Consider the following 13,978-nt stretch of genomic DNA (forward strand, 5'->3'; position numbering starts at 1 on the left):
CGCGGCGGCCTGTCCGGCTCACCCTCATGCGTGCCGAACGAGGACAGTGGGCCGCATCGGGATCAACTCTTCAGGCGCTGACGGTCAAGCCCCGGCGGGATCCCCGAGCTACCTTGCAGCCATTATCATCCCGCAGAAAGTATCCGCCATGCCGCGTAATCTGCTCATCATGATCTCGGCCTCGCTGGGTTTCTTCTTCGTGACCGCCACGACCTTCACCTCGCTCGGCTATGTCCTGTACACCATGGTCGCCGAGCTTGGCTGGTCGCAGGCCGCGGCAGGCGCGAGCTTCTCGTTGCTCGGTCTGGCCTGCGGACTCTCCAGCCCGCTATCCCCGATGCTGATGAAATCGGTCGGGACGCGACTGACGATGGCGGCCGGCGGACTGGTGCTCGCGGCCGGCTTCGCGCTTGCTGCGATGGTCCACCAGATCGGGATGTTCTTCGTCGCCACGTCGCTGATGGGAATCGGCTTCTCGCTGATCGCGCCGTCGCCGGCCGTGTTCCTGATCGCGACATGGTTCCCGCGCACCTCGGCCCGGATGATCGGCTTCTACTTCATGGCGGGCGCGCTCGGCGGTGTCGCCGGGCCGCTGATCGTCAATCAGGTGGTGGGATGGAGCGGCAGCTGGCGAGTCCACTGGATGGTGATGGGAATCGCAGCGCTCGTCCTGTCCGTCATCTTCCTCCTGACGATCCGCGACGCCGTGACGGTTGAATCGATCGATCAGGTCAAGCATGCCGGCGCCAGCGAACCCGTGGCGGTACCCGCCACGTCGGCATGGACCGTCGGCGCCGCGATGCGCACGCCGACGTTCATGGTGATCGCGTTCGCGATGATCGTGGTGCAGACCGTCGTCACGACAATGCACTCGGTCCTGGTCACCCATGTCGCGTCGTTCGGTCACGGCGGCGGCGCCGGCGCGCTGGCGATGAGCCTGCTCGCCTTTACCGGCACGATCGCCAAGGGCTCCACAGGCGCCCTCAGCGAGCGGGTCTCGCCGAAGCTGCTGCTGGTCATTGGGCTCGGGCTGCAGTCGGTCGCGATGGTGCTCCTCGCGCTCGCGCCCTCGCCGGTGGCGGCGGGAATCGCGGCGATGCTGTTCGGCGTCGGATGGGGGTTCAGCTGGCTGACCGCGCACATCCTGCTGCTGCGGTATTTCGGTGCATTTCTCGCGGCCGAGCTCGTTGCGATGGCGACGATGTGCACAACGTTCGCGGTCCTCGGCCCTCTCACCGCTGGCTGGATGGCCGATCGCACCGGCAGTTTCACGACGTTCTTCGCGATCCTTGCCGTCCTGCTCGCCTTCACCACGATCGTCACCGCCACGCTGCTGCGTGCGCCGCTACCCGATCGCGATGCCGTGCCCGATCATGACGGCCTGCCCGACGGAGCGCCGGTGCCTGCCGAATGATCGCGATACTCCCGGCAAAGACCCCCGGCACGGATTGCGGCCCAGGCCGCCCAGAGGAAGACCATCATGGGCTATGAAATTCTCGACGTCCGCCCGCTGACCAAGCGCATCGGCGCGGAAGTGTTCGGGGTCGACCTGAATGCGCCGCTCGGCAACCAGGCGGTCAGCGAGCTGCACGATGCGCTGATGCAGCATCAGGTGATATTCTTCCGCGATCAGTCGCTCACTTACGAGGGGCATAAACGGCTCGGCCGCTATTTCGGCGATCTCGCCGGGCACAGCGCGGTCGCGGGGATCGCCGAGCATCCCGAGATCGTCGCGATCCATGCGGACGAGACCAGCACGTTCGTCGCCGGCGAGGACTGGCATTCGGACCTGAGCGAAAATGCCGAGCCGCCGATGGGCAGTATCCTCTACATGCACGAACTGCCGGACACCGGCGGCGACACGCTGTTCTCGAGCATGTATGCCGCCTATGACGCGCTGTCCCCGGCGATGAAGGCGCTGCTCGATCCGCTGACCGCGGTCCACGACAGCAACCACATCTACCGTGAACTCTTCCCGGACGTGGACAAGAAATACCCCCGCAACACCCATCCCGTGGTCCGCACGCATCCGGTGACGAAGCGCAAATGCCTGTTCGTCAGCCAGTCGAAGACGGTCCGCATTAACGAACTGTCGAAGAAGGAGAGCGACGCGGTGCTCGGCTTCCTTTTCGATCACGTGAAGGATCCCAATTTCCAGTGCCGCTTCCGGTGGCAGAAGAAGTCGGTGGCGTTCTGGGACAATCGCTGCACGCAGCATTTCGCGGTCTGGGACTATTTCCCCGACGTCCGCTCCGGCTTCCGCGTCACGATCACAGGCGACCGGCCGTTCTGAGGGTCACGTCCTGAAACTGGCGGCGCCGTGCGAAATCGCGCGGCGCCATTCCATCACCACGCCGTGTCAGAAGGGTGATGCCCCTTCGCCGTAGACCGATGTCGGCCCGACCGATGCGCGATCGTCCGGCCCGCGTCCGCAAACCGCCAGCATCGTCAGGGCATAGACCAACGCACTCGACGTCATGTCCGCAGGCGTCGGACGCCAGCGGGGCATACCGGTCGTCAACGCCGGTACGCGGTGCATGTTGAAGACATTATGGTCGCGCCACATGCTTGAATACACCGGATCGGCCCGTTCGAGCGCCGCGCCGCGCGCCAGTCGCGTCGCCGCGTCGACCGCGCCCGCGAGCGGCGCGATCGCCTCCGCGTCCGCCTCGAACCCGTGACGCACCACCACCGGCTCGACATCGAAGCCGTCCAGCGCCACGCCACGCATCGCCGCAACAAGGCCGTGCATCGCATCCGCCGCCTTTTGTCGCGGGTTCAGCGTCACGTCGAGGTACAGCGCGCACACCTCGGTTCCCGCCCCGAAATCATACGGTGCACCACCGCGCACTGACGCCAGCTGCACCTTGGGCACGGCCCGGCCGCCCGGCGTTTCCAGCACCGACGCGCGCTCCCAGTCCTGACTCCAGCGGTGGATCGCGTCGATCGCCGGGCCCAGCCTATAGATTGGATTGGGGTGCGCCGCAGGATCGGCCGGTGCGTCGAGGATCGGGGTGAATACGCCGCTGCCGAACAGCCGGATTCGGAACAGCGCATAGCCGCAGCCGACCCAGGTCGCGCCGAAATCGCACCCTTCCGCCGCGATCGCGTAATCCGGCGCGACCCCGCCGTGATGGAACAGGTAATGCGCGCCGATGTCCTTGCCGAGAAAGCCGATGCCGGCGAATTCCTCGATCGGTTCCGGTCCGATCTCGCCCGGACAGGCGGTCAACCACGTCTTGCCGGCCAGCGCGATCCCCGCGGTCCGCAACGCCTTGGCGGCGATCAGGAAGCACGTCATCGGCCCGCGATCGTTCGATATCGGATAGCCGCGCAACTTTCCGTCATCGAGCCAGCATCGCGTCCATTCGGGATCGGCTAGCGTCGATGCCTTATAGCGGAAGCGGTCCTGCGCCTCGATCCCGCTGGGACTTTCGGTATCCAGATGTGCGGTGAACAACAGGTTCGCGCCCATACCCGTGCCACCATATTCGCCGATCACATTGGGGCGCTCGGGCGTCGCGCCCACCTTGCGCGGATTGAACCCCTCGCGCGCCATCCAGTCATGGACATATTCGGCCGCTGCCGCCTCGCTGCGCGATGGCGCGGGGATGTTGCCCAGTGTCAGCGCCAGTTCGACCAACTCGTCGGTGTCGATCGCCGCCGCGATCACGTCGCGCTCGGCGTCGGTAACCTGATAGGGCGCGCGTGCCGGATCGGCGAACGACGTCACGCGGCGGCCCCCCACGTCGCCAGGACGGCGGACGTCGTCGTCAACAGCGCGCAATTCTTCTGCAGCACGTTCAGCGATCCCGAATGCAGATCCGGCTCGTATGCCGCGCACGCGTCGGACACGACGAACACGTCATAATCGTGGTGAAACGCCGAGCGTGCGGTCTGGTCGACGCAGCAATCGGTGCTCAGCCCAGTCACGATCAGCGTATCGATGCCGCGCGCGCGCAATTGCGCATCCAGGTCGGTCCCGTGAAAGCTGTCGTAGAGCAACTTCTCGATCTCGATGTCGCCGACCTGTGGCGTTATCCGGTAATAGTCGGCCCCGCCGTCGGAGATGCGACAGATCGCCTCGCCACCAGGCATTCCCCGGCGCGCCATCAACCGCTTTAGCGCGCCCGGATCGCTCTCTTCACGGGTCACCACGCGCATGAACGCGATGGTGGCACCGGCCGCGCGCGCGGCAGCGATCAACGCCTCGATCCTGTCGATCGCCAGTTCGGCCGGGGCCAGATCGACTCCGACGCGCCCGAGCAGTCCGAGCGGCGCGGCGAAATCGACCTGGATATCGATCACCACCAGCGCGGTCCGCGCCGGATCGGGCATCATCGCTGCGAGTTCGGGCGCCACGACGTGCGGCAAATCCGCGACCTCAACCATGCGCTGCGATCTTCACCTTGCCGGGAAAGCGCTCGCGCAGCGCGGGCAGCACTTCGTTGCCGAAAATCGGTATGCCCTTCAGATAATCGGGAAAGATCAGCATCAGCCCGTCGACCCCGGACTCGTCCAGCAGGTCGCCGATCTGCGCCAGCACCGTCGCGGGCGTGCCCAGCACATGCGGCGTCATGAAGGTCGAGCGGCTCTTCGCCACGAACGCATTCTCCTTGCCGATCTCCGCATCCAGGAAACCATAAGCGCGCATCATGCCGCGCAGCGCATCCTCGTCCAACCCCGCGCGGAAATGCTCGGCCGTGCGCTGCGCGGCGGCGTCGGTCTCGTCCAGCACCACCGTCATCATCGAATAGGTCCGCACCACGCGACCCAGTTCGGCGGCATCGTCCTTGGCCGCGCGGCTCGCCACGCCCAGTTCGGTCGCGTCGCCGCCGGTCAGGAAGATCGCGTCCATCTCCTGCGAGGTGAAGCACATGCCCTTTTTCGACGAGCCCGCGCAGACCAGGAATGGGCGTTGCTCGGGCTTGGGCAGCGACCGGCAATCGTCGAGCTGGAAATATTTGCCGTCCATGGTGACGCTGTCTTCGGTCCACAGTCGCTTGATCGCCGTGATCCACTCCTTGGCCAGATCGTAGCGGCCGTCATGGTCGACCCCCTCGGGCCACGCGCCCATCTGCGAGAACTCGCCCTTATAGGCGCCGGTGACGACGTTCAGCCCGGCTCGCCCACCGCTGATTTGGTCCAGCGTCGCCATCATCTTGGCCGCCACCGCCGGGTTCTGCAGGATCGTATGGACGGTCGTCCACACCTTCACGCGGCTCGTCGCTTCCGCCAGGGCCGCCATCAGCACCACGGAATCGAGTGAGCTTTCCCAGTGCCGGGTGTCGCCGCCGTACCCGCGGTACTTCGCCATCGCCATCACGAAGTCGAGCCCGGCGGCTTCGGCCAGGACCGCGACCTGCCGGTTATAGGCGTAGGAGCCGTCCAGCGGGGGCTTGTTGAGCGACAGGATCCAACCGCCATTGGCCATCGGCATGAACACGCCCAGATCCTTGCCGCCGGTGTCGGATGGAAGACCGAACGGCGTCGGTTCGTGGTCGCTCATGATCGTCATCCCCGCGAAGTTGTCATCGAACACCTATCAGCCTCCCACCCCCCGTTCTTGACCCAACGCGTATGATCTGTTGCCGCAAGCACACCTGGGCAGGTAACGCTGATCGTAGCGGCCTCTCCTTCAATTTTGACGAGCACGCCTGTTCGAACTCTGCCCAAATGCGAGATTTGCTTCGCTCATATCGAACGATGTCGATCTTACTTGCCGCTGCCCAATCTATCCGACGACATGCTTCATAGAGTCGCAACAGATTGATCTGGTGACTGGATGAGGAAACTCAGTAGCGGACATTCATGTGCCCCTCCCGGCTCTCCAACTACGGCCGCTCGTTCATCTCCGCGCCATGACCGCTTCACGACCTGAGCATTGCAGGAACTCGGCACCGAGGCAGCCGCTTTTGAAACGGCAAGCCGAGATAATTTTCCTTAGGCACCAAACATCGACATCGGCATGATGCCGAATGTTGACGCGCTCGGGTATTACGCCGCTCAAGAAAATCTGCAGACAACGGTTCGTGGCGCTCGCCGCTACGCAAGCATTTTTATTTCACGGCATCGGCTGCAGGGCGCTTGTTGGTCGTCACCCAATCCCGCAACGCGCGCCAAGCAGCCTTGGTTTGGTCCGGCGTGAATCCGCAATGCGTATAAGCTTCCACGCCGCCCACCGGCAGCGGAGCGCGCAGCGGGGCGACCGGATATTCGGCAAGATTGACGCTACGCCCGGCCTTGGCGACCGTCTTTTTTAGCGCCGTCTCCTGCGCGTAGGGGACCAGCGAATCGATCCGATTGTGCATCGTCACCAGCGGGTCGGCGATACGCCCCGTCGCTTCGTGCCAGCGGGTCAGATAGGCCAGCGCGGCTGGCGTTGCGGCGACGCGCTGTATGCCGTCGTTCAGCGCTTTGGCTTCGGCGGCGGTCATCGTCGGGTCTGCGTAGACCTTGCCGATGTTGCCGTAAGGCTGCCCCCCCGTCGTCGCCGCCATGTCGTCGGCGCCAAGGGCTGCGGTCAGCAGCGGAAAGGCGAGCGCGCCGGGATCGACCGCATATCCGCCGATCGCCGCCACCTGCGCCACGATCCGCGCCTCGCGTCCGCCGGGGTTCTTTTGTGCGGCCGCGTAAAGCGCCAGGACCGGCGTCGCCACCTTGGTCACCTGGGCCCAGCCATAGGCCTTCGGGTCACCCTGGAAGCCGGGCGGTGGTACAGAAGAAATGGCGGAACGACGAATGTCCTGCTCGCCGGGGATTGCATAGGGCGTGCCGCGGGTGAGGAAATTATACGCGGCGCGCATGTCGTAGAGGCGACCGAGCAACGTCTTCCAGCTGTCGACCACGCCGCACCGCGCAAGCCCGCCGGCAAAGGCGCCTGGATAGGTCTCGAGCAGCGTGACGACGATGCCGCCGCCCATCGAATCCCCCGCCGCATACACGCGGCGCGCACCCAGTTTGACGAGGAAGTCGCGCAGCCGCTTGGTGTTGAGCGTTCCCGTTTCCACGCCGAGCCCGTCCTTGTCATAGGCGCTGTGGCCGACTGCGACGCCGTCCTCATAGGCGAACCGCATCAGTCCGCCACCGGTGCTCGCGGCGACCGGGTCTTCCGCTACCGCGACAGGCGTCCCCGGCGTCGAATAGCCGTGCGCATAAACGAGCCCGTCGCCGTTCCAACCGGCCGGGATGGCAACCGCGAACTGATCGCCCTCGAGCGTACCCACGAGCGTCATGCCGCCGCCGGACGCCGGACGCGCCACGACATCGGCCGCCCCATTGCGCCGCGCCTTCTCGACGAGCGCGGTCTGCGTCGGGGTTAAGGGTGCTGCCGAGCCAGCGACGGACGGCGGCGCAGTTGACGGAGATTGGGCGGCACTGGGCGTGAACGCCAGAAGCGCGAGCGGCAGGGCGACGAGGCGAAGCGGCATGGATATCTCCGGAAAAGGGGATGGTGTCAGTGCGGCCGACGACCGAGATGCTGGTCGAAGAAGCGCGCGATCGTCGCGTAGGCCTCCTCGGATTCGGGCATGTCGGGCCACATGAAGAACGCGTGGGGCAGTCCGTCGAACAGGTGCAGCTCGCTGGCCACGCCCGCAGCGGCGAGGCGGCGGTGCGCGAGCGTCAACGCACTGACCGCGAAGTCTCGTCCGCCGGCCAGCAGCAGTGTCGGCGGCATCGCCCTGACTTGGACATCGGACGACAGCGGATAGGCGAGAGGATCGCGCGCCGGTACGCCGTCCATGTAGCTGACGGGCAGCGTCGCCGGCAGCGCGGGAATTGCGGGTGGCGCATTCCCGGCAAGCGCGGGCGCGAGATACGGGCTGTCGCCGCTGTAGGCGGCGCCGGTCCCGCAGAAGGTCCCGACCGCCCCCGGGCGAGGCAGGCCCTGCTTGCCGATCCACGCGGTCGCCTGCGCGGTTATGATGCCGCCCGCCGAACAGCCGTAGATGCCGATATTCTCGGGCCGATAGCGCTTGAGCAGATCGCGGTAGACCGCCGTCACGTCCTCGGACGCAGCCGGGTAGCGATGCTCGGGTGCCAGCCGGTAGTCGACCGTCACGACGCGGATGCGCATCGTCGCGGCGATCGGGATTGCCTCGACCAGCGCGCCGCTGCCCGCCCCCCACATGAACGCGCCGCCATGCACGTTGATAAGGACCCGGGCGGTATTGCCGGAAGCAACGCCGTCGGCGGGTTCGACGATGTCGACGCCGACGTCGCCGATCATGCCATGCCGTACCGTCGTGCGGAAACGCCGTCGCATCTCCGCGAGCCGATCGTCGTTCCACTTGCCGTAGAAGGCGCGCTGCTTGGCGACGTCGCCTTTGATCGTGTCGGGCGCGGTCGCGGCATCCATGCGCGTCAGCACCTGCCGTGCCGCCGCGCTGAGCTGATTGGACGGCGGCAGGGTGAACGCCGGCACCTGTTTCACCGGCGCTTGCGCCGCCAGGGGCGTGGCGAGCAGGGCGAACGGCATCAGCCAGCGGATCATCGTGTCATCTCCGAATATAGGCAAAGGCAGCGCGCCATCGCTGCGCCCCAAAGGAAAGCATGGTCGCTCACCGTTTGGTGCCACCGGCGCGCGCGATCGCGCCGAACACATGCGCGCTTGGCTTGACCGTGCGCTTGAACGTGGCGCGGTCGACTGCGACGAGGCCGTAGCGCGGCTTGTAGCCGCTGAACCATTCGAAATTGTCGAGCAGCGACCAGTGGATGTAGCCGAGCACCGGTACGCCATCGCGTCGCGCGGCCTCGACCGCAGCGACCGCGTCGGGAATGAACCGGGCGCGGTCCCGGTCGTCGCTCGCGTCGATGCCGTTCTCGGTCACGAGGATCGGCTTGCCGGTCGCCTTGTGCGCATAGCGGACCGAGCCGCCGATCGCGCCGGGTTCATAGGGCTTGCCGTCGGCACGCCGTTCGGTCGACTTCGGCGCATCCGCAGGGCCGTCCGCGCCGAGATAGGTGCGCTCATAGGTCTGCACCCCGACGAAATCATCGTCGCGCCCCGCCTCGAAGAAGGGTTCGTAGGACGCGCGTCGCTTGGCGGCGAGCAACGTGTCGCCGCCGATGCTGACATCGTCCGAAATCGCGAGGCTCAGCCCGACGGGAAGGTCGCCGCGCACCGCCTTGATCGCCGCGCGGCCGAGGCGATGTGCCCGCAGTACGCCAGGGATCATCGGCGTCGGATCGCCGCCATTGAGCAGCGAGAACCGATCCGAACCGGATGCCTTCGCGGCGGCAGCGATCATCGCCTGCGTGGTCGCGCGCATTTTGGCGCTGGGCTGGAACCGCGACCAGGGCCCGCCGATCGACAGGTTGGGCTCGTTGAAGGTCAGCGCATGGCTGATACCGTGCGCCATCGCCCGCGCCACCCGGTCGCAATAGCGCGCGAACAGCATCGGCGCGTCCGGCGCCTCCCATCCGCCACGGGCGGCGAACCAGCGCGGCGTGGTAAAATGGTTGAAGGTGACGACCGGCGCCAGACCCGATGCGCGGCAGCGGTCGACTATGCGCGCATAGTGATCGAGAAACGCCTGGCTGAACTGCCCCTCGGCCGGTTCGATGCGTGCCCATTCGACCGAGAAGCGGTAGGCGGTCAGCCCGAGCGCCTCGACGATCGCGACGTCCTCGTCCCAGCGGTGCAGGCTGTCGCACGCATCGCCCGACGGTTCGGCGAACAGCGTCGGCTTCATCTGTTCGAGCAGCCAGATGTCGGCGTTGATGTTGTTGCCCTCCACCTGGTGCCCCGCGGTCGCCGCGCCCCACAGGAAGGGGTCGCGCGGACCGCGTGCAACCGCCGGGGTCGCGATTGCGGCCGCCCCTAGCGCAAGCGCCTGGCGACGATCGATCATGCCCGCCATGTCAGTAGACACCCGCTGCGGGCTTGCGACCGCTTTCGACCCAGCGGTACAGTTCGGTCCACAACACCCCCGCCTGGCGCGGGTTGAAGCCGCAATGCGCCCAGCCCTTCAGGCCGGTGCCGGGAATGTCCTTCTGCAGCGACGGCGCCCAGAGTTGAAACAGGTGCGCCTGATTGTCCGCCGCCCGGACGCGCTGTCCGAGCAGGAGCGCCTGCTGCGCGAAGACGAGCCCGTCGTGGCGGTTGTGCACGGCGATCAGCGGCGTCGTGAAGCGCCCCGTCGAGCGATGCCATTCGACTGCGAAGGCGCGCGCGGACGCGTCCGAGGCGATGCGCTGGATACCGGCGTTGAGCGCAGCCTTCTCCTGCGCATCGAGCAACGGACTGTCATAGACCTTGCCGACATTGCCGTAGACGACACCGCCGAAGCTCGCCCGCATGTCCTCCATGCTGACCATCGCGGTCATGATCGGGAAGATGAAGCTGGCGGGGTCCGCATCCGCCTTCGCGACCGAGGCGATGCGTGCGATCATCCTGGCCTCTGGACCGTTCGGATCGGCCCGCGCGGCCTTGAACAGGTCGGCGATCACGCCGCTCATTTTTTTGATCTGCCAGAACAGCCACGGGGTCCGCACGAACCCCAGGCCCGCCGGCGGGGTCGGCGACAGGCCGTTCGCCGCGATGTCGGGATTGCCGGGCAGTGCGTATTTTGTGCCGCGGGTGTAGAAATTATAGGCGGCGCGCAGATCGACAAGGCTGCCCACTTCGCTGTCCCAGTCTCCGGTGACGCCGCACGCGCTCATCGCGCCGGCAAAGGCGCCGGGATGCTGTTCGATCAGCGCCATGACGATGTTGCCGCCCATCGACGCGCCGCCGAGGTAGAAGCGGCGCGTGCCGAGACGTTCGAACCAGCCCCGCAGCCCGAGCGTGTTGGCCACCCCGCTCTTCACCGCCATCGCCGGCTTGTCAAAGGCGCTTTGGCCGACCGCAAAGCCGTCCTTGTAGGCGGCCGTCAGGAACCCGCCCGACGGGTCCTTGGCGACCGGATCGGCGGGAACCGACACCGGCGTCCCCGGGATCGAATAGCCGTTGGCGAACAGCACCGCCTGCCCGTTCCACCGGGCGGGGACGGCGATGCCGAACGCGCGCCCCTCCAGCGTGCCGGCGACGCTCATGCCGCCGTCGGCGCGACCATTGGCGTCGATCGACGCGGCCCCTGCCCTTGCCATCCTGTCGACCAGCTGCTGCTGCGCGGATGACAGCGCACGCCGTTCGGGCGGCGAGGCACACGACGTCATCAGCATCGCCACGATGATGGTCCCGAAGCGCGCGCGCATCAGAAGCGATACCGCAGCGACAGGCCGTATTGTGCGGGCTCCCCGTAGATCGAATTGCTGAACCCGGAGTTGTTGTACCCGGTGTTGGCGGTGATCCGATAAGCCTTGTCGAGCACGTTGGTGCCGTAGATCGCAAGGTCGAGCGGCGCGCCGCGCATCTGGTTCCATTCGAGCCGGAGATTGAGCAGGCCGTAGGACGCGATCGTATCGAATGGCTGCGCATCGGGCGCGACGCGCTGGCGCGACTGCCACGAATAGGTCGCACGGATCGCCATGTCGCCCTCGGCCGCCGGAATCGGTAGTGCGAGACGCCCGTCGAGGCTGAACTTGTGCCGCGCGACGTAGGTGAACGGCGTGCTCGACAGATTGCGCGACGGCTGTGCCGCGGTCAGTGCCGACGGGATCGCCGGGATCGGAATGGTGATGTAGTCGAGAAACTTGGCGTCGTTATACGAATAGGTGCCGCTGATCGTCAGCGGCTCGACGGGGATGATGAGCCCTTCGAACTCGAGGCCGATGACGCGCGCCTTGTTGGCGTTGGCGAGGATGTCGGCCCCCGCGATCGCGGCGCGCTGGATCACCTGGACATCGTTGAACCAGGTGTAGAACGCCGCGATGTTGGTGCGCGCCTTCACGCCGCCGATCGTCCAGTCGCGCTTCAGACCCACCTCGGCATCGGTCACCCGCTCGGGCTTGACCGCCGCGAGCGGATAGTCGCTGCCCAGGAACAGCGTGACGATCGGGTTGTTCGCGCCCGATTTATACCCACGCCGAGACACCGCATACAGGAGCGTCTCGGGATCGGCCTGCCAGTCGAGCCCCAATTGCCAGGTCGGCCCGTCGCTCTTGCCGCTGAACGTCGGCTTGGTGCAGTTCGGATATTTCCGCGTCGGAAAACCGCCGGCGGCCACCGCGAGAAAGGCATCGTACACGCACAGATTGGCGTTAAGGCCGATGACCTGCGCCGCCTGCGCCGGGGAAAGCAGGCCCAGAGCCGCGAGGCGGTTGAACACCTGGTAACTCTGCGCGTCCTGATAGCTCTCGATATCGCCGCCAAAGCTGTCCCAGGTCCAGCGGAAGCCGGCGGTCGCGGTCAGCGTCGGGACGATCTTGTATTGCGCCTGCGCGTACAACGCCTTGCTGCGACCGCGTACGGACGCATCCGGCTGAATATTGAGCGCGGGCAGTAGCGGGCCGTTCACCCCAAGCAGCCCTTGCGCGAACCCGGGCAAGATGATCGGGCCACCGCCGAGGATGCCGCCCGCCTGCAACGGATTGACCGTCAGGAAGGTGAGCGGGGACGGACTTTTCTCGTCGAGGAAGAACCCGCCGCCCTGCAAGGAGAACCGGCCATTGTCGTAGCGCGCCTGCAATTCCTCGGTGAAGGTCCGGAGGTTGTTGTTGTACTTGCCGGGAAAGGCACCGAGCAGATCGGCGATCGGGAGCGGCGTGGAATCGCGATCGCTCGCGCTCGTCGACCGTGTCCGGCCGTAGCTGAAGACGTTCTTGATCGTCAGCTCGGACACCGGGTTCCATGTCGTGTTGTTGAGCACGAGCAGGTTCTTGGCCTTCTCGAACGTGTTCACGCCGCTCGACGTCAAACGCGGACCGCGAGCCTGCTGCTGCGCCAGATACGGTTGCAGCACGCCCGCATAGGGACTGCCGGGACGGACCGCGAGCAGGACGCTACCACCGCCATGCTCGTCGACGTCGATGTAATTGACCGCGGTGTAGCTGCTGATCGTATCGGTCGGGTTGAACTGGACGCCGAGACGCAGCGAATAATTGTCGCGGTTGAGATAGTCGCGGCCGGTGATCACGTCGCGGACATAACCATCGCGCTTGTCGAACTGGCCCGCGACGCGGATCGCGAGCACATCGTCGATGACCGGAATGTTGAGCGCACCCTGCATGCTGCGCCGACGCAGGTTGCCGAGCGTTCCCTCGACATAGCCTTCGACGGTGTTCATCTTCGGCCGTGCCGGTTCGAGCAGGACCGCGCCGCCGGTCGTGTTGCGCCCGAACAGCGTCCCCTGCGGACCCTTCAGCACCTGAAGCGACGCGAGATCGTAGAAGCTGCCGGGGCCGCTCGCCGAGGACGGCACTTCGGCGAAATAGCCGACCACGCCGGGGCCGCTGCCGGTCCCTGCCCCGCCACCGCCGCCCATGCCGCGGATCGTGTAGGTTTCCTGGTTGCGCGCGACGTTGCCGACCACGGTCAGCGAGGGCGTGAAGTTCTGCAGGTCGGTCGCGGTGTTGATGCCCTTCTGGCGGATCGTGTTCTGCGTGAACGCGGTCAGCGAGACGGGCACTTTCTGCGCGCGTTCCTCGGTGCGTCGCGCGGTGACGACGATGTCCTGAATGCCGCTCGCATCCTGCGCGTTGGGATCCTGCTCCGGGTTCGACGCCGCGACCGACGCGTCCTGCGCCACGACGCTCGCATAGGCGACCGGACGGGTGATCGCGACCGCTCCCGAGGCATCGCGGTGCATCTTCAGCCCCGAGCCCGCCAGGATGCGATCGAGCGCATCGATATCTCCCAACCGCCCGCGCACGCCCGGCGAGCGCAACGTCCGCACGTCTTCGGTGCGATACAGGATCTGTTGTTTCGTTTGGCGCGCCCAGGCATCGAGCGCCGCCTTCATGCTGCCGGCGCCGATCGAAAATGCGCGCACTGCCGCGACGGTACGCGTTTCGGCCTGTGCCGCGGCCGGCACTGCCATGATGATTGCGCTGCTCGCCACGGCGATCATGAGCGTACGGATGTTCCGCATATCCC

Annotated in this window: 10 protein-coding genes; 2 read left to right on the plus strand and 8 right to left on the minus strand. The window is 66.3% G+C overall.

Annotated elements, in window-relative coordinates; translation table 11 throughout:
• Nucleotides 1-148: 148 nt before the first annotated feature.
• Together NLI89_RS05230 and NLI89_RS05235 are read left to right on the plus strand one after the other, a co-directional pair.
• On the plus strand, nt 149-1,414 hold the full coding sequence (locus NLI89_RS05230) for an MFS transporter (RefSeq protein WP_254686054.1): 1,266 nt from the start codon (nt 149-151) through the stop codon (nt 1,412-1,414).
• Between the two features lie 66 nt (nt 1,415-1,480).
• Nucleotides 1,481-2,293, plus strand: coding sequence for a TauD/TfdA dioxygenase family protein (locus tag NLI89_RS05235; RefSeq protein ID WP_254686055.1), 813 nt, complete (start codon nt 1,481-1,483; stop codon nt 2,291-2,293).
• Nucleotides 2,294-2,359: 66 nt separating this feature from the next.
• Here NLI89_RS05235 and NLI89_RS05240 read toward each other — a convergent pair whose 3' ends face one another.
• The 8 genes from NLI89_RS05240 to NLI89_RS05275 all read right to left on the minus strand — a co-directional run bounded on the left by NLI89_RS05240 (nt 2,360) and on the right by NLI89_RS05275 (nt 13,973).
• Nucleotides 2,360-3,733, minus strand: coding sequence for a peptidase M20 (locus tag NLI89_RS05240; RefSeq protein WP_254686056.1), 1,374 nt, complete (start codon nt 3,731-3,733; stop codon nt 2,360-2,362).
• Nucleotides 3,730-4,392, minus strand: a complete 663-nt coding sequence (locus NLI89_RS05245) for a cysteine hydrolase family protein (RefSeq protein WP_254686057.1) — start codon at nt 4,390-4,392, stop codon at nt 3,730-3,732. Before NLI89_RS05245 ends, NLI89_RS05240 begins: the two co-directional genes overlap by 4 nt.
• Nucleotides 4,385-5,509, minus strand: coding sequence for an LLM class flavin-dependent oxidoreductase (locus NLI89_RS05250; protein ID WP_254686137.1), 1,125 nt, complete (start codon nt 5,507-5,509; stop codon nt 4,385-4,387). The genes NLI89_RS05245 and NLI89_RS05250 overlap by 8 nt, the downstream gene beginning before the upstream one ends.
• A gap of 550 nt (nt 5,510-6,059) precedes the next feature.
• Nucleotides 6,060-7,430, minus strand: coding sequence for an alpha/beta hydrolase family protein (locus NLI89_RS05255; protein ID WP_254686058.1), 1,371 nt, complete (start codon nt 7,428-7,430; stop codon nt 6,060-6,062).
• A 26-nt stretch (nt 7,431-7,456) separates the two neighbouring features.
• The gene (locus NLI89_RS05260) at nt 7,457-8,494 is read right to left on the minus strand and encodes an alpha/beta hydrolase (protein WP_254686059.1); all 1,038 of its coding nucleotides are present in this window, start codon (nt 8,492-8,494) and stop codon (nt 7,457-7,459) included.
• Between the two features lie 67 nt (nt 8,495-8,561).
• Nucleotides 8,562-9,863, minus strand: coding sequence for a family 1 glycosylhydrolase (locus NLI89_RS05265; protein ID WP_368077245.1), 1,302 nt, complete (start codon nt 9,861-9,863; stop codon nt 8,562-8,564).
• A gap of 1 nt (nt 9,864) precedes the next feature.
• On the minus strand, nt 9,865-11,199 hold the full coding sequence (locus NLI89_RS05270) for an alpha/beta hydrolase family protein (protein ID WP_254686060.1): 1,335 nt from the start codon (nt 11,197-11,199) through the stop codon (nt 9,865-9,867).
• Nucleotides 11,199-13,973 (minus strand): TonB-dependent receptor domain-containing protein, encoded by a 2,775-nt coding sequence (locus NLI89_RS05275; RefSeq protein ID WP_254686061.1) that lies wholly within the window; start codon nt 13,971-13,973, stop codon nt 11,199-11,201. The genes NLI89_RS05270 and NLI89_RS05275 overlap by 1 nt, the downstream gene beginning before the upstream one ends.
• Between the last annotated feature and the right edge of the window lie 5 nt (nt 13,974-13,978).

Origin of the sequence: Sphingomonas faeni, assembly GCF_024273235.1 — a bacterium.
GTDB lineage: Bacteria > Pseudomonadota > Alphaproteobacteria > Sphingomonadales > Sphingomonadaceae > Sphingomonas > Sphingomonas faeni_A.

Excerpts from the sequence above, each read along its gene's own strand:
- NLI89_RS05230 (WP_254686054.1), top strand. The coding sequence starts at position 149 with ATGCCGCGTAATCTGCTCATCATGATCTCGGCCTCGCTGGGTTTCTTC.
- NLI89_RS05235 (WP_254686055.1), top strand. The coding sequence starts at position 1,481 with ATGGGCTATGAAATTCTCGACGTCCGCCCGCTGACCAAGCGCATCGGC.
- NLI89_RS05245 (WP_254686057.1), bottom strand. The coding sequence starts at position 4,392 with ATGGTTGAGGTCGCGGATTTGCCGCACGTCGTGGCGCCCGAACTCGCA.
- NLI89_RS05250 (WP_254686137.1), bottom strand. The coding sequence starts at position 5,509 with ATGAGCGACCACGAACCGACGCCGTTCGGTCTTCCATCCGACACCGGC.
- NLI89_RS05255 (WP_254686058.1), bottom strand. The coding sequence starts at position 7,430 with ATGCCGCTTCGCCTCGTCGCCCTGCCGCTCGCGCTTCTGGCGTTCACG.
- NLI89_RS05260 (WP_254686059.1), bottom strand. The coding sequence starts at position 8,494 with ATGATCCGCTGGCTGATGCCGTTCGCCCTGCTCGCCACGCCCCTGGCG.
- NLI89_RS05265 (WP_368077245.1), bottom strand. The coding sequence starts at position 9,863 with ATGGCGGGCATGATCGATCGTCGCCAGGCGCTTGCGCTAGGGGCGGCC.
- NLI89_RS05270 (WP_254686060.1), bottom strand. The coding sequence starts at position 11,199 with ATGCGCGCGCGCTTCGGGACCATCATCGTGGCGATGCTGATGACGTCG.
- NLI89_RS05275 (WP_254686061.1), bottom strand. The coding sequence starts at position 13,973 with ATGCGGAACATCCGTACGCTCATGATCGCCGTGGCGAGCAGCGCAATC.